At 40.9% G+C, this 23,050-nt stretch carries 16 protein-coding genes; 6 read left to right on the top strand and 10 right to left on the bottom strand.

What is annotated here, in order from left to right:
- Nucleotides 1-118 precede the first annotated feature (118 nt).
- The 4 genes from AC4HAO_RS10600 (at nt 119) to AC4HAO_RS10585 (ending at nt 4,061) form a co-directional block, all read left to right on the top strand.
- Entirely contained in the window at nt 119-802 is a 684-nt protein-coding gene (locus AC4HAO_RS10600; protein ID WP_491135338.1) for a phosphopantothenate--cysteine ligase, read from the top strand.
- Complete coding sequence (gene coaC / locus AC4HAO_RS10595) at nt 795-1,349, top strand: phosphopantothenoylcysteine decarboxylase (RefSeq protein WP_491135337.1); 555 nt, start codon at nt 795-797, stop codon at nt 1,347-1,349. Before AC4HAO_RS10600 ends, coaC begins: the two co-directional genes overlap by 8 nt.
- A complete protein-coding gene (locus AC4HAO_RS10590; protein WP_491093887.1) occupies nt 1,333-1,905 on the top strand; it encodes an ECF transporter S component in 573 nt (190 codons plus the stop codon). Before coaC ends, AC4HAO_RS10590 begins: the two co-directional genes overlap by 17 nt.
- Before the next feature lie 437 nt (nt 1,906-2,342).
- On the top strand, nt 2,343-4,061 hold the full coding sequence (locus AC4HAO_RS10585; RefSeq protein WP_491135336.1) for a phospho-sugar mutase: 1,719 nt from the start codon (nt 2,343-2,345) through the stop codon (nt 4,059-4,061).
- Between the two features lie 186 nt (nt 4,062-4,247).
- Here the strand turns inward: AC4HAO_RS10585 and AC4HAO_RS10580 are convergent, their stop codons facing one another.
- Nucleotides 4,248-4,865 carry a hypothetical protein gene (locus tag AC4HAO_RS10580; protein ID WP_447452264.1) on the bottom strand — a complete coding sequence of 206 codons (618 nt, stop codon included), beginning with the start codon at nt 4,863-4,865 and terminating at the stop codon, nt 4,248-4,250.
- Nucleotides 4,866-5,247: 382 nt separating this feature from the next.
- Between AC4HAO_RS10580 and AC4HAO_RS10575 the strand changes: the two genes are divergently transcribed.
- Nucleotides 5,248-5,406, top strand: coding sequence for a bacteriocin BlpI (locus tag AC4HAO_RS10575; protein WP_491093885.1), 159 nt, complete (start codon nt 5,248-5,250; stop codon nt 5,404-5,406).
- 424 nt (nt 5,407-5,830) lie between these two features.
- Here AC4HAO_RS10575 and AC4HAO_RS10570 read toward each other — a convergent pair whose 3' ends face one another.
- Together AC4HAO_RS10570 and gyrA are read right to left on the bottom strand one after the other, a co-directional pair.
- Entirely contained in the window at nt 5,831-6,619 is a 789-nt protein-coding gene (locus AC4HAO_RS10570) for a class A sortase (RefSeq protein WP_491093884.1), read from the bottom strand.
- The gene (gyrA, locus tag AC4HAO_RS10565) at nt 6,606-9,068 is read right to left on the bottom strand and encodes a DNA gyrase subunit A (RefSeq protein ID WP_491093883.1); all 2,463 of its coding nucleotides are present in this window, start codon (nt 9,066-9,068) and stop codon (nt 6,606-6,608) included. Before gyrA ends, AC4HAO_RS10570 begins: the two co-directional genes overlap by 14 nt.
- 214 nt (nt 9,069-9,282) lie before the next feature.
- Here gyrA and AC4HAO_RS10560 point away from each other — a divergent pair, with 214 nt between their 5' ends.
- Nucleotides 9,283-10,272, top strand: a complete 990-nt coding sequence (locus tag AC4HAO_RS10560) for an L-lactate dehydrogenase (protein WP_491093882.1) — start codon at nt 9,283-9,285, stop codon at nt 10,270-10,272.
- A 210-nt stretch (nt 10,273-10,482) separates the two neighbouring features.
- Here AC4HAO_RS10560 and nox read toward each other — a convergent pair whose 3' ends face one another.
- The 7 genes from nox to pulA all read right to left on the bottom strand — a co-directional run bounded on the left by nox (nt 10,483) and on the right by pulA (nt 23,040).
- On the bottom strand, nt 10,483-11,850 hold the full coding sequence (gene nox, locus AC4HAO_RS10555) for a H2O-forming NADH oxidase (RefSeq protein WP_491093535.1): 1,368 nt from the start codon (nt 11,848-11,850) through the stop codon (nt 10,483-10,485).
- 350 nt (nt 11,851-12,200) lie between these two features.
- Nucleotides 12,201-14,597 carry a glycogen/starch/alpha-glucan phosphorylase gene (locus AC4HAO_RS10550; protein ID WP_491135334.1) on the bottom strand — a complete coding sequence of 799 codons (2,397 nt, stop codon included), beginning with the start codon at nt 14,595-14,597 and terminating at the stop codon, nt 12,201-12,203.
- Between the two features lie 44 nt (nt 14,598-14,641).
- Complete coding sequence (gene glgA / locus AC4HAO_RS10545) at nt 14,642-16,075, bottom strand: glycogen synthase GlgA (protein ID WP_491093537.1); 1,434 nt, start codon at nt 16,073-16,075, stop codon at nt 14,642-14,644.
- Nucleotides 16,072-17,205: a glucose-1-phosphate adenylyltransferase subunit GlgD gene (gene glgD / locus AC4HAO_RS10540; protein WP_447452256.1), complete on the bottom strand. Its 1,134-nt coding sequence runs from the start codon at nt 17,203-17,205 to the stop codon at nt 16,072-16,074. The genes glgA and glgD overlap by 4 nt, the downstream gene beginning before the upstream one ends.
- Nucleotides 17,195-18,334 (bottom strand): glucose-1-phosphate adenylyltransferase, encoded by a 1,140-nt coding sequence (locus AC4HAO_RS10535; protein WP_447452255.1) that lies wholly within the window; start codon nt 18,332-18,334, stop codon nt 17,195-17,197. The genes glgD and AC4HAO_RS10535 overlap by 11 nt, the downstream gene beginning before the upstream one ends.
- A gap of 484 nt (nt 18,335-18,818) precedes the next feature.
- A complete protein-coding gene (glgB, locus tag AC4HAO_RS10530; protein WP_491093538.1) occupies nt 18,819-20,687 on the bottom strand; it encodes a 1,4-alpha-glucan branching protein GlgB in 1,869 nt (622 codons plus the stop codon).
- Between the two features lie 163 nt (nt 20,688-20,850).
- On the bottom strand, nt 20,851-23,040 hold the full coding sequence (gene pulA / locus AC4HAO_RS10525; RefSeq protein ID WP_491093539.1) for a type I pullulanase: 2,190 nt from the start codon (nt 23,038-23,040) through the stop codon (nt 20,851-20,853).
- Nucleotides 23,041-23,050 lie beyond the last annotated feature (10 nt).

The raw sequence follows: 23,050 nt of genomic DNA, 5'->3' as shown, positions 1-23,050 counted from the left end.
TTATATAAAAATTTTCTTCAATTCCTTCACCTATACAATCACACCAACCTCGTACAGAACCGCTGTTCTCGCGGGCTAAATCATTTACAAATATTAGGTAATTTTGTACAATACAGCTATGAAAATTTTGATAACATCGGGAGGAACCTCTGAGGCTATTGATTCAGTTCGTAAGATTACTAATCAGTCCACAGGTTCACTTGGTAAAGTGATAGCTGAGTGCTTTTTAAAAGCGGGACACGAGGTCACTTTGGTTACCGTCAAATCTGCTATCAAACCTGCCAAACATCCTAAACTAACAATTCATGAAATTACTAACGTTTCTTCTTTAATAAATGTATTAGAACCTTTAGTTAAAAGCCAAGATGTTTTCATTCACAGTATGGCTGTATCAGATTACACACCGGTTTACATGACTGACTTAGCAGAACTACAGTCAGTAAGCGACCCAGCACAACTCTTAAACAAACAAAACCAAGAAGCTAAAATCTCCAGCAAAGCTGATTATCAAGTACTTTTCTTGGCTAAAACCCCAAAGGTTATCAGCCTGATTAAGTCTTGGAACCCAGCTATCAGGCTTGTAGGTTTTAAACTCTTAGTAGATGCCCCCCATGAAGAACTGATTGCAGTTGCTCGTGAGAGCCTGATTAAGAATCATGCTGATTATATTCTTGCCAATGACCTTAATGATATTGGTTTTAATAAGCATGTAGGCTATTTGGTCTCTGAGACTGAGGAGTTCAGAGCAGATACCAAAGAGGCTATTGCTGCTCTAATTTTAGAAAGGGTAACACATGGCTAAAACTATTTTACTAGCTGTTTCGGGTTCTATTTCAGCCTACAAATCGGCTGATTTAACCAGTCAGCTAAAAAAATTAGGTTACAATGTACAGATTATAATGTCAGAGGCAGCTACCAAGTTTATCACACCGCTGACCTTGCAAGTGCTGTCCAAAAATCCGGTCTATACCGATGTCATGGAAGAGAAGGTAGCAGACCGTATCAATCATATTGAGCTTGGTAAAGAGACTGATCTCTTTGTTCTAGCTCCGGCTTCTGCTAACACTATCGCCAAGCTGGCTAACGGTTTAGCAGACAGCATGATCACCGCAACAGCCCTTGCACTCCCAAACGATCTTCCTAAATTCATAGCCCCAGCTATGAATACAAAAATGTATGACAACCCTTTAACTCAGCGTAATCTATCTATTTTAAATGAGATTGGCTATCAAGAAATTCAGCCACGGTCCAGTCTGTTAGCCTGCGGCGATATCGGTCGCGGTGCCCTAGCTGAACTGTCAGATATTATAGAAGTCATCGAGGAGGCTCTAGATGAATCAGAAAAATAAATCGCGTCAAGTTGCACAGATTTCACTGCTTTTAGCAACAATGGTTGTTATTGAATTTATCAGCCAGATGATATTTGCAGCCTTTCCACTTCCTATTAAACCAAGCATTACTTCTATCCCTGTTATTATAGCCTCTATTATTTACGGTCCTAAAATCGGCGCCACTCTCGGTGGCTTCATGGGAATAATGAGTGTTGTTCGCAACAGCATCATCATCCTTCCAACCAGCTACCTCTTCTCTCCCTTTGCACCCGATGGTAACTGGCGATCCTTGATCGTTGCCCTAATTCCACGCATCTTAATCGGTATTTTTCCTTATTTTATCTATAAAGTATTATCCACTCGTACAGGACTGTTCCTTTCAGGACTATCAGGAGCTCTGACCAATACCGTTTTTGTCTTTTTAGGAATTTATCTTCTCTTCTCGGGAGTGTATTCCGGCAATATCCAAACACTTCTAGCTGCTGTTTTCACTAACAATGCTATTGCTGAAATGTTGATCGCGGCTGTAGTTACAACTGCTACAGTACCTGTACTTCAGCGCTTAAAATATTAACTATTACACTTCTCCATCGCATCAGCATTGATCAGTGCTGATGTTTTTTAATGCCCGAACATGACTTAAAACAAGGGGCAACAAAAACCTTGGATTTAAGGCACATAGCTCTGATGACTTTGTCATACCCACAAAATCATGAAGTTATCAGATGATCTATAAGAAATCAGCAACTCAAAGGATTTAAATTCTCTCACTTTTCTATTTGTTGCTAAGGTAACAATCAATCACCCTGCCAAACTGCTCGTTCAAATCAACTAATAAAAGCAGACTGTCCTCCCGCTCTTGCTAAAAGAAAGAGAATGTAAAAAGCGCTTTCCCTGCGATATAGCAGGAAGCGGTGAATATGACCCCACGCTTAGTGGCTTTCCCCAATCTTGAAGTCATCCTGCTGATATGATATAATGAAAGCGGTTAAAAATATAGAGGAGGCAATCATGACTTATACTGAAAACTATCAAAAATGGCTTAATTTTGCGGCTCTTCCTGACTATCTCCGCGACGAACTCGTCAGCATGAATGAAAAGACCAAGGAGGACGCTTTTTATACTAACCTTGAGTTTGGAACCGCCGGTATGCGCGGCATTATTGGTGCCGGTACTAACCGTATCAACATCTACGTGGTACGTCAGGCCACCGAAGGCTTAGCCAAACTTATCGAAACAAAGGGGGATGCTACTAAACAGCGTGGTGTTGCTATTGCCTATGATTCTCGCCACTTTTCCCCAGAATTTGCCTTTGAATCGGCTCAAGTACTGGCACAGCACGGTATCAAGTCCTATGTCTTTGAAAGTCTCCGTCCTACACCTGAACTATCGTTCGCTGTCCGCCACCTTGGAGCCTTTGCTGGCATCATGGTAACTGCCAGTCACAATCCTAAGCAATTCAATGGCTATAAAGTGTACGGTGAAGATGGTGGTCAGATGCCGCCAGCTGATGCTGATGCCCTGACTGATTTTATCCGTTCAATTGATAATCCTTTTGATATTCAGTTGGCTGAACTTGAAACTTCTAAGGAAGCAGGCCTTATCACAGTCATTGGTGAAGATGTTGATAAGGAATATCTTAAAGAAGTCAAAGCTGTCAATATTAACCAAAATCTTATTGATGAGTACGGTAAGGATATGAAGATTGTCTACACACCTCTGCATGGTACAGGTGAAATGTTGACTCGCCGCGCGCTGGCTCAGGCTGGTTTCGACTCTGTTCAGGTTGTCGAAGCTCAGGCGGTCGCTGACCCTGATTTTTCAACAGTTAAATCGCCAAATCCTGAAAACCAATCAGCCTTTGCTCTAGCTGAAGATTTGGGACGTCAGGCTGATGCTGATGTTTTGGTGGCTACTGACCCCGATGCAGACCGTCTCGGTGTTGAAATTCGTCAAGTTGATGGCTCTTATCTTAATCTAACAGGCAACCAAATCGGTGCCTTGATTGCTAAGTATATTTTAGAGGCTCATAAAACAGCTGGCACTCTGCCTGCTAATGCTGCTCTAGCTAAATCAATCGTATCGACCGAATTGGTTACCAAGATTGCTGAAAGTTACGGAGCTACCATGTTCAATGTCCTAACTGGCTTCAAATTCATCGCTGAAAAGATTCAGGAATTTGAGGACAAACATAATCACACATATATGTTTGGCTTTGAAGAAAGTTTCGGCTATCTGATTAAACCGTTTGTACGCGATAAAGACGCTATTCAAGCTGTCCTCATTGTCGCTGAAATCGCAGCCTACTATCGCTCTCGGGACATGACCTTAGCAGACGGTATCGCTGAAATCTACAAAGAGTATGGTTACTATGCAGAGAAAACCATCTCTGTTACTCTTTCAGGTGTTGATGGCGCATCTGAAATCAAGAAAATCATGGATAAATTTCGCAAGGATGCTCCTAAACAATTTAATCATACCGATATTATCAAGACAGAGGATTTCCTTGAGTTAACAGCGACCAGTCAAGATGGTGTCGTTGAAAAATTGACCACTCCGCCTAGCAATGTCCTTAAATATAGCCTAGCAGATGACGCTTGGATTGCCGTACGCCCATCTGGTACCGAACCAAAAATTAAATTTTATATTGCTACAGTCGGTACTTCACAAGAAGATGCTAAAGCTAAAATCGCAGCAATTGAGTCTGAAATTAATGCCTTCGTTGGCTAATTTGATTAGATCAAATCCTAGACAAGAAAAGGGTCTCCTATCCGGAAACCCTTTTTAGCTTACAATCTTACGATATATAGAAAAACTTATTTCTTATTTATTGCCTCGACCCAGGAGGTTCCTTACTACAGGCCTAGTGCGTTACCGTAAGGGAAGAAACTTGAACTTGCTTGTTACATCATTACATCATGAAAGTGATTTTATGATTTCCACTCTGGTAATCAGACCGTTTTTCATACTATCAACCCGCAGGGCAACATCATTTAAATAGACAGCTGCGCCGATAGTAACATGCTTTTCTTCGGCCTCCAAGTGACGGACAACAAAATCCCTTAATAATTCACCCTTCTCACCAACCAAATTGACACGTGCTAAAATATTGGCAATCTTAACCTTTTGACTTCCCCGGACAATAATATTAGTAGAATCATCAAAATTAGTAAACAAATATTTACGAGTTGCAAACAAGGCTACAATAGCCAAAATACTCCACAGAGAATTCAGGCCGCTACTTTGATCTATGACAACATGCCTAGCTATAGCAAAGAGTAAAACCTCAATGATGGTGGCAGAGGTATGCTTACTCAGCATTTTTATCAGCTCAACGCCGATAGCAATGCTCATAGCTTGATTGAGAAAATGCTGCAAATACTCTTCGATAGAGGCTTGGGAATTAAAAATTCCCATAACATTCATGGCCAAAGAGCCCGTCGAGATGACAAGAACGACCATTAAAATAAGAGAAATCAAAATTTCGACATAAAATGATAGCTCATAAAAGCTTACCTGTAAAAACTTCCGCATACGATCTCCCTTTCACCTAGCTACTAAAGAATGCAAAACTGTTTTCTTTTATTATAACTTATCTTTAAAGGAAAAGGTAGCTTGGAAAATTATCAGCATAGGAAAAACACTGCTAAAGAACTCCCTAATTCTTGCATTCTATTCTACTTTTCGGTGTCATGCTTAGTTTTTCTATTATGATTATTTAGAAGCTTGACCCCCAATGTTTAAGTAAACTTCGAGAAAATTATTATCGTATTTACGAAATAACTAAGCCTTTCTAACAAGTAGACTCCTCCTCTTGAATTTCACTTAAGATATACTAAAATGAAAATGTATCTGACAAACGAATTGGTACCGCTCGCTTTGGAAGGTATAAAATTTTTTACAAGGAGGTTTTTATATGATGAAAACATTAGCATTTGAACAATTTGATGTAATAGACGAAAAGTTTTTAACTGAGATTAACGGTGGTGATGCTGTTAGCCAATGTCTCGCAGGAATTGCTGCATTTGGTCTTCTCGGCGGTAGTATTTTCTTTTGTGGCGGTGAGGCCTACTAATCTCACTACCTAATTGCTAAAAAATATCGATTCTATAATTCAATAGTAAGGGGCTCCTTCCCCATTTTAGTATGATGAGCTATTTCTGAATTGTGGTTCTTTCTAAGCTATTAAGGAATAAAATTTTAAGTTTTGTCAGTACTGAACCAAACAAAATTATCAAAATAGGGAGGGTGAGAGGATTCATCAATTTCAAAAAATTGTATTTGAGTCCTCTCCCTTTTTATAGTTTTTCCAGATAGATCAAATTCCGATTCAAATCAAATGAGTATCAGAGAAAGCAAAGCTTTATTGAATATGAATGAGATGCTTCCTTAACAATTTTCATGAAAATACTAGGCCTGCCTTCCCCCTTCAAAGTGGGCAAGCCTTTATTTTTAGAAATTCAAAATCAGCCTCTGCATCTTGCAGAAGCTGATTTTTCTTACATCGATAATTGATTGTAAGAACGGTTAAAGGCTGAAATGATTTTAGGTGAGGCCTTATTATAGGCTGTTTCTTCTTTATAATTAGCACTGACAATAATACGGTGTGATGCTTCGGCATCGTCACAAGTAACTAAGGTTAAAGTCTTAGCACCGGGTGTATCATCAATCACAGCAACATCCGTCGGATCAACTGTTTTAACCTCTGCAATGATATAGGTATAAACGGTATTTTTATCCGTTACATAGATTTCCATACCTTCCTTGGCATTTTCTAAGGGAGAAAACAGCATTTTCGAAGCACCAGTGACACCAAAAACATGGTGACTAGCTAAAGCATAGTTATTTTCGCCCCCCATGACCTGATTCTCCTTCATTGTACCTGCTCCGTACGATAACTCAGTATTGCCAAGCCCCTTAAAGATTGGTAAGTTCAGTTCCAAATCCGGAATAGCAATACCACCGATAACCGGCAGATTTTGAGCATCCATTTGTGAGGAAAGAACGGACTGGGCAGAGATAGATTCTACAGAATCAAAATCATAGGTCACGTCTGCTTTCTTGTTTTTATTCAAAGTCTGCTTTGATACCTTAGATACTTGATACTTATTTGTATTCCAAGCAATTATTGAGTTTCGAATGGAGCGGTTAAAAATCAGTGCCAACCCAAGCAACATAAGAAGAATAATCAGTATCGTACGCAACCAAGAACGAGACCTTTTTCCAGAAGCACGCGACTTATCCTGTCTTTTACGGCTGTGATGCTGTGTCGTATTAGTCTTGGCCATCAGTGTCTTGTCCTTCCTTTTCTTCTTCCTCATTGTCGACAAGCGCAAAGGTTACAATCTTGGATTGGTCATCTAGACGCATCACCTTAACTCCCATTGTTGAGCGGCCGGTTTGAGAGATATCAGACACGCCTGTACGAATAATAACACCTGTATCAGTCATAATCATGATATCCTCCTCACCCCTGATGGTTACCAGACCAGCCAACTGACCATTTTTAGCCGTAATATTAGCTGTCTTAATTCCTTTACCACCGCGGCCCTTAGTAGGATATTCAGACGCTTGGGTGCGTTTCCCATAACCTTTTTCTGTAATCACCAGTACTTCTTGATTTTCGGTGATGACTGAGGCACCAATAACTAAGTCCCCATCACGCAGGGTAATTCCCTTGACACCTGTAGCACTGCGTCCCATATTGCGGACAGTAGTCTCATTAAAGCGCACAGAGTAACCAAACTGCGTTCCAATAATAATGTCATCCTGACCGCTAGTCAAGAGGACATTGATCAGTTCATCACCTTCTCTAAGATTAAGAGCCTTAAGACCATTCTGGCGAATATTGGCAAATTCAGAAACTCCTGTTCGTTTAACCAAACCTTGTTTTGTTGTAAAGAAGAAGGATTTCTCAGTTACTGATCCCTGCTCCAAACTAATAATCGTCTGGATAGTCTCACCTTCTGCTAATTTCAAGAGATTGACAACCGGTAATCCCTTGGCTGTTCGACCATATTCTGGAATTTCGTAGCCTTTGAGGCGATAGACTCGACCTTGATTCGTAAAGAAGAGCACCGCATCATGGGTACTGGTTGAAACTAGGTCACGAACAAAATCATCATCATTGACACCAGTACCTTGAACACCACGGCCACCGCGCTTCTGAGCTCTAAACTCATCTTGGGCCAAGCGTTTGATATACCCCTTATTCGAGAGTGTAATCAGGACATTCTCTTCTTCAATCAAATCTTCGTCTTCCAGTGAGAGCACTTCCCCCACCATCAGCTCGGTGCGACGACCATCAGCAAATTTTCGCTTAATATCGTCCATCTCTTCTTTAATAATATTAACAACTCGCTCTGGCTTGGCCAGAATATCAGCTAAATCAGCAATCAAAGCCAAGAGGTCATTGTATTCATTTTGAATTTTATCGCGTTCCAAACCGGTTAAACGGCGCAGACGCATATCAAGAATAGCCTGACTTTGCCGCTCAGACAAATCAAAACGCGACATTAATTCGGCCTGAGCCTCTGCGTCAGTCTGGCTGCCACGGATAATAGCAATAACCTCATCTAGATGGTCCAGAGCGATTAGCAAGCCTTCTAAAATATGGGCTCTAGCTTCAGCCTTTTCCTTGTCAAACTGAGTCCGACGAACAATAACTTCTTTTTGGTGGGCAATGTAATTCTCGATAATTTGTCGTAAAGACAAAATCTTTGGCACACCACTTTCAATCGCCAACATATTAAAACTAAAGTTGGTCTGCAAACTTGTTAGTTTAAAGAGATTATTCAGTATAACATTGGCAGAGGCATCACGACGGACCTCAATGATAAAGCGGACACCTTCCCGACTGGACTCATCACGGACAGCTGTAATGCCTTCTACACGTTTTTCTTGGGCTAACCGAACAATATGTTCATGCACTTTGGTTTTATTAACTCCGTAAGGGAACTCTGTCACAACGATACGTTCGCGACCTGATTTAGTCGTTTCAATTTCTGTGCGCGAACGCAGTACAATAGACCCCTTGCCCGTCTCATAAGCACGGTGAATCCCTGATTTTCCCATAACAAGGGCACCTGTAGGAAAGTCTGGTCCAGGCAAGACCTCCATGATATCTCTGGTCGTAGCATCTGGTTTATCCATAACAAGCTTAACCGCATCAATAGCTTCACCTAAGTTATGTGGTGGGATATTAGTTGCCATCCCAACAGCAATCCCTGTCGCCCCATTGACAAGCAAGTTAGGAAAGCGTGATGGTAAAACCATGGGTTCACGTTCACTACCATCATAGTTTTCTTGGAAGTCAACTGTATTCTTATTAATGTCCCGGAGCATTTCCAAGGCAATCTTGCTCATACGTGCTTCAGTATAACGCTGAGCTGCCGCACCATCGCCATCCATAGAGCCAAAATTTCCGTGGCCATCCACCAACATGTGCCGATAGGACCACCACTGAGCCATCCGAACCATGGCCTCATAAATCGAGGAGTCACCATGGGGATGGTACTTCCCCATAACATCCCCTGTAATACGAGCAGACTTCTTATGGGGCTTATCTGGCGTGACTCCCAGTTCATTCATACCATATAGAATACGGCGGTGAACTGGTTTGAGACCATCTCTGACATCTGGCAATGCCCGAGCAACAATGACACTCATGGCGTAGTCGATGAAACTGGTTTTCATCTCACTGGTCAGATTAACGTCTACTAGATTTCTGTCTTGCATTAAAGCTATCTCTTTCCTGTTTAGATATACCTTATTATTATACCATAAAAACAGTATCTTTTCAGCATTTTCAGCCCTTTTCAATTTTTAAAGCAAGCACTCTCAGCCTCTTTATCAAAGCAATAGCTTGATTTCTTAGTGACATTTTCTGAAAAAGGTGGTAAGATAGAGTCGTATGGGTTTAAGCCTAAAAAAATTAAGGAGATGTTTAGACATGACTGCAACTAAACAACATAAAAAAGTCATCCTTGTCGGTGACGGTGCCGTAGGATCATCTTACGCATTCTCACTCGTTAACCAAGGTATCGCTCAAGAGCTTGGTATTATCGAGATTCCTCAATTATTTGAAAAAGCTGTCGGTGACGCACTTGACCTTAGCCACGCACTTGCTTTTACGTCACCTAAAAAGATTTATGCTGCGAAATATGAAGACTGTGCAGATGCTGATCTTGTCGTTATTACTGCTGGTGCTCCTCAAAAACCAGGTGAAACACGCCTAGATTTGGTTGGTAAGAACCTTGCCATCAACAAATCAATCGTTACCGAAGTTGTTAAATCTGGTTTCAATGGTATTTTCTTGGTTGCTGCGAACCCAGTTGATGTCTTGACATACTCAACATGGAAATTCTCAGGTTTCCCTAAGGAACGTGTTATCGGTTCAGGTACATCTCTTGATACTGCTCGTTTCCGTCAAGCTCTTGCTGAAAAGCTTGATGTGGATGCACGTTCTGTCCATGCCTACATTATGGGTGAACACGGTGATTCAGAATTTGCTGTTTGGTCACACGCTAACGTAGCCGGTGTTAATCTTGAAAGTTACTTGCAGGATGTCCAAAACTTTAATGCAACTGAATTAGTTGATCTGTTTGAAGGGGTTCGTGATGCTGCTTATACTATCATCAACAAAAAAGGAGCTACCTTCTATGGTATTGCTGTAGCTCTGGCTCGTATTACAAGAGCTATTTTGGATGATGAAAATGCTGTTCTGCCGCTCTCTGTCTTCCAAGACGGTCAATATGAAGGCGTTAACGATGTCTTTGTTGGTCAACCTGCTATCGTTGGTGCCCATGGTATTGTTCGCCCTGTCAACATCCCATTGAACGATGCAGAAAAACAAAAAATGCAGGCTTCTGCTCAAGAATTAAAAGCAATTATTGATGAAGCTTGGAAGAACCCTGAATTCCAAGAAGCTTCTAAAAACTAATCATAATTTCTATATGTGAAAAAGACGCTCCGATGGAGCGTTTTTTTCACGAGCTTAAAAATAAGGAAAGCGAGTCAGCTCCAGTGGAGCGTTTTTTCACGAGCTTGAAAACATGAAAACAAGAAAGCAAATTCTGTTGCTCAAGATAAAAAGAGAAGAGTACCAATATCCCTCCTCTTCTTCTCTTCTTCACTAACGATTCAAATCAACTTATTTTGCATCCAAAGCAGCCATTGTAATATAGTTATAAGGCTTATTAAAATGCGGAAGGAAGAAAATATCAGTCAAAGCTAGTTGATCCACTGTGACTCCCTCTTGAATTGCCAGAGAAAACATATGAATTCCCATAGAAATATTTTCCTTAGAAGCTATCTGGGCTCCCAATACGCGGCGATTATCCTTATCATAAATAATTTTAAGGGTCACTGGATTATTGTCATCTTCGATGAACTCAGGCTTTTGTAAATCAGTGACTTCAGTTGCAGCTGCATTAAAGCCAAGTTTCTCAGCCTTTTCCAAAGTCAGACCGGTTGATACCATATTGAAACCATAGATAGAAATGCCATTGGAACCTTGAACACCAATGCCTTCCAATTCATGCCCAGCAGCATTATGAGCTGCAACAATGCCAGTCCGCAAAGCGTTCGATGCCAGAGCGATATAGTTTGTGTCCCCCGTTGCATTATCATAAATTGTCGCACAGTCACCAATAGCATAAACATCTTTCACGCTTGTTTCTTGCTTCTTATTAACAATCCAGGCACCGTTGCGGAAGGTCTCTAATTTGCCCTGACCAAGTGAAGTATTAGGGCGGAATCCCACAGCTAGAATAACCATATCTACATCAAACTCTGCTTTATCCGTAATAATCTTTTCAACCCTATCTTGCCCGGTAATTTCCTTAACGGTCTGACCGAAAGCCAATTTTATACCGTGCTCCTCTAAATTTTGCGCCATCTTATCTGTCAAGTCTTTATCATAATAACCTGCCATACAAGTATCGGCTACATCAATAAGCACGACTTCTTTGCCTTTACGCTGAAAGGCTTCCGCTAATTCTACGCCAATATAGCCTGCTCCGACAACTGCTACACGATTAATATCCTTGTCCTTCAGTTTTTCAATAACATCTTGGGCGTTCTGATAGAGTTTAACAAATTGGAGATTTTTCAAAGTTGCTTCAAACTCTTTGGAACCTTCTTTGATAGCCGCTCCCTTGATTGGTGGCAAAATAGGCTGAGAACCTGTTGCTAAAATCAATTTATCATAAGATTCAACATGGTTATTACCATTGACTAAGGCTGTCACTTCCTTTTTGTCGTAATCGATATGAATCACCGGTGAATTCATGTAGACCTTGGCACCCAGGCCTTCTAACTCTTCCTTATCGGAATAGAAAAGACCGTCTCCATTAGAGATTTGATTACCAATCCACAGAGCCATGCCACAACCCAAAAAGGATATATTTGAATTTTGGTCGAAGGTTACTACCTCATGCTCACTACCATAATTATTTAAAATCGTCTTGATAGCGGCCGTACCAGCATGGTTAGTCCCGACAACAACAATTTTTGACATAAGTTTTCCAACTTTCTATTAATTTACTTTTTGAGTTTACCATGATATGAAAACGATTACAAGAATTATGCTCATAGTTTCCAGAAATCTCAAAGAAAATTTTAATGGTATTGCTGAAAAATTGAGGTATACTTTTTCTACCTATTACTTATTTGCTTTGCAAGATACATAAAAGCCAGTCTCAAAAGACTGGCTCTATTACCAATATCTAGAAAATAAGCAATGAGGGTTTAGATTTAGTAGATTACCATTCAAATATAAAAGTTGGAAAAACCATTAAGATAAAAGCTACTCACTTCTTCTGCGCTAAGTCTCATAGTCTGCCCATAAGCCTTATCAGCAGAAACAACTCATTTTCTTAATTCCCAAATTTCCTTGGCATATTGGCTAATCGTATCGTCAGAAGTAAAGCGGTGTGACTTTGCGATATTAGTCAAGCTGATACGAGCCCAATTTTCTTTAGCGCGATAAAGACGATCAATTTTTGCCTGAGCGTCAACGTAAGCATGAAAATCCTCTAACAGAAAATATTCATCATTGTGCTGGATTAGAGCTTCATAGATTTCCACTCCCTCACTTTGAATATTCGGAATGGTTCCATTAACGAAGCTGTCAACGACCCTATGGATGATGGGGTCATTTTCATAAAGATCCCGTGAATGATAGTCATTAGACTGATAATGAGCATAGACAGCATCTTTATCCATACCAAAGATGACAATATTATCATCTCCCACTTCATCTTTAATCTCAATATTAGCGCCATCAAGTGTAGCTAGGGTAACAGCTCCTGTCATCATAAATTTCATATTAGAAGTTCCCGAGGCCTCCTTAGAAGCTAATGAAATTTGTTCCGAAACATCTGCGGCTGGAATAATAAGCTCGGCCAGACTAACATTATAATTTTCCAAGAATAAAACCTTTAACTTTCCTTGCAGACTTTCATCATAGTTGATCAGTCGGGCCAACTCATTGATAATTTTGATAACCGATTTGGCAAAATGGTAACCGGGTGCCGCTTTGGCGCCAAAGATGAAAACACGCGGTACCATGTCTTTATCAGGATTGTCCTTCAAATCCCAGTAAAGCTTAATAATATGAAGAACGTTCAAGAGCTGACGTTTATAAGCATGGAGGCGCTTGACCTGAACATCAAAGATCGCATCCGTTGAAACCTCAATTCCTGTTGTTTCTTTAATATAGGAAGCTAAACGTTCCTTAGAATCCTTTTTAACCCGATAAAAAGTATCTAACACTTCTTGATCATCTAGGTAGGTCGCTAATCCTTCCAATTCATGGATATCCTTGCGCCAGCCAGTACCAATAACTTGATCAATTGCACCAGCTAACTCGGGAGCAGCAATCTGCGTCCAACGGCGAGGAACAATGCCGTTAGTTTTATTATTAAATTTTTCCGGATACAATTTATAAAAACTGCGCAGAGTGTCTTCTTTCAATAATTCTGTATGAAGTTTGGCAACACCATTAACAGAATGTCCACCAATAATAGCGAGATTTGCCATATGAATCTGGTCATCTCTAACTATACGGGTATTATTAACGACACTAGCATCGTACCCGGCTTTACCAAGGTTGGCGACAAAGCGGTTATCAATCTCAAGAATAATCTGATATACACGCGGAAGAACCTTCTTGAAGAGCTCTGCATCCCATTTTTCCAAGGCTTCTGATAAAATCGTATGGTTAGTATAACTCATAGTTTTAACAGTCGCCTGCCAAGCAATATCCCAAGACAGTCCATAATCGTCAACCAAAAGGCGCATAAACTCAGCTGGTGCTACTGCCGGATGCGTATCATTGATATGGACTGAAACCTTTTCATGAATAGCTTCCAGTGGATTTCCTTGTTTAAGATAATGCTTGATAATAGTTTGCAGGCCGGCACTGGTCATGAAATATTCCTGAATCAAACGCAACTGTTTGCCTTCTAAAGTTGAATCATCTGGATAGAGGATAGCTGTAATATCGTTGACAGCACGTCTAGAAGCCAAAGTCGGATAATTCACTTCTTGATCTTCTGGAATCTCGACATCCCAAAGGCGCAAATTATTGACGATATCATTTTGAAAACCAATCTGCGGAACATCATACGGCACAGCACGCAGAACCTGACTATTATGATAAGTAGGAACAAGGTGGCCGTCCTCATTTTGCTCCAAGAAAACATCACCAAATAGGCGAACATCTACGGCATCATGATCCTTCCGAACTTCCCAAACATTTCCCAGTGTACCGAACCAATCATCAGGCAATTCCATCTGATGACCATCAATAATCTTTTGTTTGAAAAGACCATAGCGATAACGCAAACCATTACCAAATCCAGGATAGCCCGTGGTAGCTAGTGAATCCATAAAAGCAGCCGCTAGCCGACCTAAACCGCCATTTCCCAGAGCCATATCGTGCTCGGCATTCTTGATATGGTCAAAATCAATACCTAATTCCGCAAACCCCTCTTTAACGATATCCAAAATTCCAAGATTTAAAAGATTCGTCTCCAACATACGGCCGGGTAAAAATTCAATAGAAAAATAATAAGCAATTTTTTCCTTATCAGCGGTGAGTTTACGATTTCGCTCCAGCCACAAAGGTGTATAATACTTGCGAATAACCTTTGCCAAGGTCGCAAATAATTCTTTGGCTGTTGCATCAGGAACTTTGATCAGTTGTTCTTCATGCAGGGTATCTTTAAAATCACGGATAAATTGCTCTTTAGTGAGTGTCATGCTTCTTCTACCTTCTTATCTAAGTGCATACTACCAACAAATAATTAATTGACCATATTTTGGTATAAATGGTCATAGGCTTGGCTGGCGGTATCCCACGAAAAGTCTTGCGACATAGCTTGGTGTTGCAAAAGTTTCCAGTCATCTGGACGATTATGATAAACGTCCAAAGCATATTTTAATGTATTGGTCATAAGATAACCTGAAAAGCCATGGAAAGAAAAACCAGTTCCTGATTGATCACGCTCATCATAAGGAATAACTGTATCTTTAAGCCCACCTACTTCATGAACAAGTGGCAGAGTACCGTAACGCATCGCCATCATCTGCGACAGACCGCACGGTTCAAAGGCTGACGGCATTAGGAATATATCGCTAGCGCCATAAATTTGTTGCGCTAACCCAAGATCAAAGGTGATATTGGCAGATAGCTTATCTGGGTATTGACTGGCAAACCAAGCAAAAGCATTCTCATAATCCGAATATCCCGTTCCTAAAACAACGACCTGCAAATCAAACTGTAAAATATGCTGCAATTCACTGACAACTAAGGAGAAGCCCTTTTGATCGGTCAAGCGCGAAACAATACCAATTAGGGGTGTATCTGCCTCAACCGGCAGTCCTAAATCTTCTTGTAACTTCGCCTTATTAACAGCTTTTCCAGATAGGTTGTCAATTGAAAACGGTGCCTTTAGATAGCTATCCGTTTCCGGATTGAAAAGATCAGTATCAATACCATTGACTATTCCAGACAGCTTACCAGATTCCATCCGCATAATCTGATCCAGTCCCTTACCAAATTCAGGAGTCATAATCTCTTGGGCGTAGGATGGAGAAACTGTAGTCACACGATCCGCATAAAGCACCGCCGCCTTCATCCAGTTTAAACTGTCATTCCACCTAAGTGTTCCATCGGCATAACGTTCACCGCCGACACCGAATAAATCCCCCAACATGCTGGCATCAAATTGGCCTTGGAACTCAATATTATGAATCGTGAAAACCGTCTTAATAGAGCGATAAGCCTCAATCCAATGATACTTTTCCTTAAGTAAGAAAGGAATCATAGCGGTATGGTAGTCATTAACATGTAGAACGTCTGGAATAAAATCAATCTTTTCCATCAACTCAAGGGCTGCTAGCTGGAAGAAAGCAAAGCGTTCACCATCATCCCAATCGCCATAAATATGACCGCGGAAAAAGTAGGATTGATTATCTAAAAAATAAAATGTTACCCCATCTTTTACTAAACTCTTGACACCAACATACTGATGACGCCAGCCAACATTAGTGAAATAGTACATGACATTTTCTACTTCTTGACCAAACTTAGCATCAATAACATCGTAGTAGGGGAGGACGACAGCTACTTGATGTCCCTTTTTAAAAAGAGACTTGGGCAATGCGCCAATGACATCACCCAAACCACCGGCTTTTGCAAAAGGTGCCCCTTCTGCTGCTACAAACATGATTTTCATTGAATAATATCTCCAGTAATTTCTTGACCCTTACCAATCACCAAGGGATTCTCAACTGTTCCTCGCAGGGTCACACCAGCAGGGATACTGATCCCCTTGTCCACAATAACATGATCGATAACCGCACCAGCACCAACAGAGACTTTGGGGAAAATAACAGAATCACTGACCTGCGCTCCCTCTTCAACACGGCAAGAACGCGAGACAATTGAGTGATGTACAGTCCCTTTAATGATTGAACCAGAGGCAAACTGTGAACGCTTAACATCTGAGCCTGATGCAAAGTAAGAAGATTCCTCATTTTTCACCTTAGTATAAACCTTTTGGTTACCATAAAAGAGTGCATAAAATTTCTGCGAATCCAGCATATCCATATTAGCATCATAATAGGACTTAACCGAACAGATATTAGAGAGGTAACCCGTATGCTCGAAGGCTAAAGCGCCAGACTCTACCAAAAGATCACGTAACAAGTAGCGTATCTTTCGTGGATTTTCCTTTTTAGATTCTTCTTCAAGTCGTTCAATTAACCAAGGCGTATTGACGATGAAAATATCCGCTGACATCGGTACTGGTTCTTGCGTCGTTTTAGGATCTAGTTTACCGACAACATGGTCTGTCTCATCAATACTCAAAACTTCATTAGCCTCAGATATATGTTCTCTTGGAACTTTCTTATAGACAACCGTCATACTTTGACTATTGACATTATGCAAGTGGATAACCTGCTGTAAATTGATATTACAGAGAATATCACTAGACATATAAACGGTCTGATCTGTATTAGCTCGTTTAAGATAAGTCAAAATTTGGCTGTAATAATCGGAATCTGTGATATGGGTCTGATCATCATTCTCGTAAAAGCCTAGGAAATAATGGCTTAACAGCGTATTGAGCCCCCATTCTCGCCCTGAGCGAATGTGATCAAAAACCGAACGAATATTTTGACCGCGGAAAATTCCGTATACGCTGCGAATACCAGCATTAGCTAAACTAGACAGCTGAAAGTCCAACAAACGATATTTCCCATCAAAGGGAAGACTCGCCAAAGGACGCTTTTCTGTTAATTTCCCCATATCATGGTAGCCAACTGCGTTACCTAGAATAGCAGAATACTTATCAATCTTCATTTGAAACCCCCACTACTTCATTATAGCCTACAACTTGCACTTCGTCTGTACCATCAATTTCAACACCTTCACCGACCACAGCGCCTTCGCCAACAATAGCTCGATAGATCTTAGCTCCCTTTTTGATGGTCGCACCACTCATGATAAAGCTGTCCTTGATTTCCACGCCCTCTTCTACTTTAACACTGGTTGATAAAATAGAGTGTTCAACTTTACCAGATACAAAACAGCCATCCACAATTAGCGAATCAGAAACCTGCGCCTCATCTGTAATAAAGTTAGGTGGCGCAATCACATTTTTAGAATAAATTTTCCAATTGCGATCGCGGCTATGAAGAGCATTGTCCTCACCAATATATTCCATATTAGCTTCCCAGAGGGATTCAATCGTCCCAACATCTTTCCAATAGCCTGCAAAATTATAGGTATAGACAGGTTCCCCTTGCTCGAGATAAGCTGGGATAACATTCTTACCAAAGTCAGACATATCAATATTATTTTTCTCAGCTTCCAAAAGCATAGCTCTGAGCTTTTGCCAATCAAAGATATAGATTCCCATGGAAGCCTTAGTAGATTTAGGATTCTCTGGTTTTTCTTCAAATTCTACAATGCGATCGTTAGAATCTGTATTCATGATACCAAAACGACTGGCTTCTTTGAGTGGAACATCAATAACCGCTACTGTCAGACTAGCCATATTATCTTTATGTGTCTGAAGCATGTCATCATAGTCCATCTTGTAGATATGATCCCCTGATAAAATCAGGACATATTCAGGATTCATACTATCAATATAATCAATATTTTGATAAATAGCATGGCTAGTTCCTTGGAACCAGCGGTTACCTTCTGTGGCCGAGTAAGGTTGCAAAATCGTAGCACCACTGTCAATACCATCTAATCCCCAAGCAGAGCCATTTCCAATATGACTGTTTAAAGCCAAGGGTTGGTACTGAGTGATAACCCCAACGTTATTAATACCAGAGTTAGCGCAGTTGGATAAGGCAAAATCAATAATACGGTAACGCCCTCCAAACTGCACAGCAGGTTTCGCAATACTTTGGGTTAATTTCCCCAAACGCGTTCCTTGACCTCCAGCCAAAATCAACGCTAGCATTTCATTTTTCATCTATTCTATCTCCTTCCATAAGATACAAATTCATTTTAAATAACTTAGCGAGAAATAAGGATCATAGCGAAGATGCTCAAGCAGCAAATTGAAATATTCCAGAAATACCATATCTGTAGGAGCTAAAGCACCAACACAGCCATGTCTCTTATTTCTTAGAGTCGTAAATAATTCAGTTATTATGATACAATCTTTTAGACACTTCAAGGGAAAAGGAAGAAAAGTAACAATCCTAAGTAAAAAATTGAGTATTTCCTCCCCTACTCTTATCACTCCTTGATTCTTAGTTGAAAAGACAAACTTCAACAGCCCAATAAACTTTAGAAAATCAAGGATATTCTTAGCCATTAAAATGTAAAGACCACCGCAGACAAAGCCGTATTACTGCGCTTCATTTCAGTTTCTCTATTTCAGACCAGCGCCTTTCTGGAAACGGTCACCACCAAAGGTAAATCAAGCAACTCCCCTTAGACGTTTCCCATTGCTATTTTTTCAAACGACGCTTAACTTTCCAGATACTGGCTCCCATAGCTGGCATGGTAAAGGTCAAAGTCTGCTGATAGTCCTTCCATAAGCCTGCTTGAGTTTTAGAGTCTGGATTAGATTCCTTCCATACACCCCCAAATTCTTCAAGCTCGGTGTTTAAAACTTCCTCGTAGAGTCCTGCAACTGGCACACCAATTGTGAATTCTTTGCGTTCAATTGGAGCCATGTTAAAGACACAAACCAGAAGGTTCCCCTTTTTATCGCGTCTGACAAAAGATAAAACAGACTCAGCAGCGTTATCCGCATCAATAATCTCAATGCCGTCGTAGGAATCATCAATCTGCCACAGAGGTTTGTTCTCCTTATAAAATTGATTGAGGTGAGCAGTATAATGTTGCATCTGAGTGTTAAGCTTATCCTCTAGATTAGCCCATTCCAGTTGATAATCATACTTCCACTCCAAAAATTGGCCAAACTCAGATCCCATAAAGAGTAATTTCTTACCGGGGTGGCACATCTGATAAGCGTACAAACAACGCAGACCAGCAAACTGATTGTAGCGATCCCCCCACATCTTATGCATGAGACTCTTCTTCCCATGGACAACCTCGTCGTGCGAGAAAGGTAAAATAAAGCTTTCCGAAAAAGCATACATAAAGCTAAAAGTCAGGAGATTGAAATCGTACTGGCGATAAATAGGATCCTCTTCAAAAAATTTAAGTGTATCATTCATCCAGCCCATATTCCACTTATAGTCAAAAGACAATCCCCCAGACTCAATCGGTGCCGTGATTGGTGTTCCTGCCGTGGATTCTTCAGCTATCATCATGACATCTGGATGATGATAATGAATCACGCCATTAAGCTTTTGTAGGAAATTGAAACCTTCCAAATTACGGTTTCCCCCAAAGACATTAGGAGTCCATGGCCCATCATCATAATCACGGTAAAGCATGTTGCTGACAGCATCAACCCGTAAACCATCAATATGATATTGCTCAATCCAATACAGAGCACTGGATACCATGAAGGACTGGACCTGATTTTTACCGAGATCAAAGTTCAATGCACCCCAGCGCCTATTGTGGGCACGGTCGCTATCTGCATATTCAAAGGTAGGTGTCCCATCATAGTAAGCTAAGGCATCATCATTCTGGGTGAAATGCCCAGGAACCCAGTCAACAATGACTCCAATGTTATTTAAGTGACAAGTTTCGACAAACTCTTGGAATTCCTCAGGCTCACCATAAGTATGCTCAAAGGCAAAATATCCCATCAGCTGGTAACCCCACGACATCCCTAGAGGGTGAGCCATAAGGGGCATAAACTCTACATGTGTATAATGCATCTCAACCAGATAAGGAATTAGCTCTTTCGTTAAATCTTTAAATGTCAAGAGCTTACCGTCAGAGCCCAGTTTCCAAGAACTGGAATGAACTTCATAAATATTAACTGGACGCTCCTTAAAGCCAAATCGCTTCCGGCGTCCCATCCAAAGGCCATCTTTCCATTTCCTATTTTCAAAAGTTTTGACAACCGCTCCTGTTCCGGGCCTCTCTTCTAAATAGAGAGCACAAGGATCAATTTTTTCAACGACTTGACCACCGCGGCGTGTCACCAAGTACTTATAAATTTGACCTTCCTGAGCAAGGTCAGTCCTAACCTCCCAGACTCCCGCGTGATTCAATGTCATATCCAGAGGATGGTCAAACCAACCTGTAAAATCGCCAATCACCTGAACGTGCTCAGCATGTGGAGCCCAAACCCGAAAACTATACTGCTCACCTTCCTTATGAACACCTAAATAATCTTGGACATGAAAATTTTCACCAGTCCCGAAGGTATAAAGTTCTAATTCTTTATCCATCTAACCACCACCTTTTCTTAATCTGATCAGAGAACCCTTTTTCTAGAAAAACAAAAAGCAACCCCTTAGGCGAGGCTGCTTAAATTGTCAATGACCCAGTCAAACATTAGAAATGTTAACGCTTTATTTATCACTATCATAATAACATATTATAAAGTGTTTGTCAGGTTATTTTTAAGCTTTTTTCACGGTTATTAAAAATTAAATTGGTTTTGTCCAAACTTATATGAACAATACCCGAATTATAATCGTTTCTTTTTATACGAATATTCGCCTTTATATCATCAAAAGTAAGCATTGAAAATTCACGTCCGTCTTTTTTCATAGCTATCAGTTTCTTAATAGCTTGCAACAAACTCTGATGTTGGGTGACTAAATTCCAATCAATAGCATTGACCGCATCTCCTGCGTTGTAACTATTGCTGGCTCTTTGTAAATCTTCAGATATCATCTCACCAGCTGCACCTGTCGGATGAAGCTTACTGCGCATGAACTCCTGACCTAACTGCATAAAACTGATTCCCTGCATGAGTAAGTTAAGAGCATTAGCTAAATAAACCCGTTCTTTACGATCATCTAGACTGTCATTAGGGTGAAAAATGGTCAAGAGGTCGTTAAGATTGTAGTTATCATGAACTTCCACGTAGTTCAGAACCTGCCTGGGACTGCTGTAAGGCGCAAAAGACTGACTGCCTATCAGCGCTTGAGAAACTTCCCATTCCATTGGAGCTCCAGAGACAAAACCAGCTTTAAGCTCACCATAGACCTCTGAACCCTTGACAGCATCACGCGCATTATCATTGAAAAAGGCGATACGAGGCATCTGGTCAGCATTGATTTTGGCTGCTCTTTGTTTAGGCGCCAAGCCTTCTCCCATATCCCATCCTTCACCGTAAAGCAGGATACGTGAATCAATTCCATCCAAAAGATCTCGAACCATATTCATCGTAGTGACATCGTGCAGTCCCATTAAATCAAACCGAAATCCATCGATATTGTATTCTTCAGCCCAGTATCGGACAGAGTCTAGCATATACTTGCGAAACATCTCTTTTTCGCTAGCGGTTTCATTACCGCAGCCAGACCCATCTTGAAAAGAACCATCGGAGCGCATACGGTAATAATAGTAGGGACAAGAGAGTTGAAAGGGAGAATTATAAGATGAGTAGGTGTGATTATAGACAACATCCATGATAACACCAATACCAGCATCATGATAAGCTTGAATCATTTGTTTAAACTCCAGAATCGGAGCTCTAGGATTCTCTTGATTTGCTGCAAATTGGCGATCGGGAACATTGTAGTTCTCAGGATCGTACCCCCAGTTATAATTCAGCTGCCCATCAAGATCATAACTCTTATGGTGATCAAAAACTGGCTGCAACTGGACATAGGAATACCCCATAGCCTTAATATGATCAAAAGCCGTTGTTAAACCGGAAGGGTTTCGGCTACCAGATTGACAAGCCCCCAAGAAAGTTCCTCTAAACTCATCGGCAATACCTGATGACTCATCAATAGTAAAATCGCGCAGGTGTAGCTCACTAATAACAGCGGAACAAACGTTTTCCGTCCGCCACGTCGCTTCCTTACCGTGTTTGGTCGTAAAACCTTGAGGTTGTAAATCCTCCTTCGCAACAATTAAAGAGCGCCTATTATCAAGACTCAAAGCGATGCTATAAGGGTCCCTAGTATCTTGATAAAAGTCTTTTTCATGATAAATACGATACTGGTAAGACCAATTCTTAAGATTCCCATCTACACTGATAGACCATACTCCTCTGGTATTGAGTTCATGATGGTCCGTGTTGATCTTATGTCCCCGCTCCATAGGAAGGATACGGACAGCTCCGCCATCTTCTGGATAGAGGAGAAGGTAGATATGGTCAGCCAAGGGAGACCACAGTTTAAATGTCGTTTGATCCTCTTGGTAACGAAAACCCAACCAGCCTTGGTAAGCCCACTGATAATCAAAATCATTAGCTCTGATTCCCATATCAAAAGCGCGGTTGTCCTGACCAGTATAGAAGGGGCTGGTTAAGGCAACTTGCTTCGAATAGTACACCTGCGGATCCCCTTCAACTAACCAAATACTGTTAGGCGCATCTCCAGAAAAGCGACGAACATCATAATCACAAGTCTGAAAAGACCAATCTGCTGTTTTGACAAGCAGATGGACTGGATTGGCAAAGCGCTCAAAAGGATAACTGATCCTACCGATTAAGCCAAAATCATCTTGCCCATCGAAATACGCATCCTCTCCCCAGTAGCCGTCCAGCCATTTCCACATACTATAATCACTATAATCTTTCCGACGACTGTGAAAATGTACAGTTAATTGATTCGCCAACATATTTCAACAC

The organism is Streptococcus sp. ELY_137 (assembly GCF_058314515.1).
Note: the sequence above shows the minus strand (reverse complement) of the source record. Positions and strands in the feature narration are given on the sequence as shown.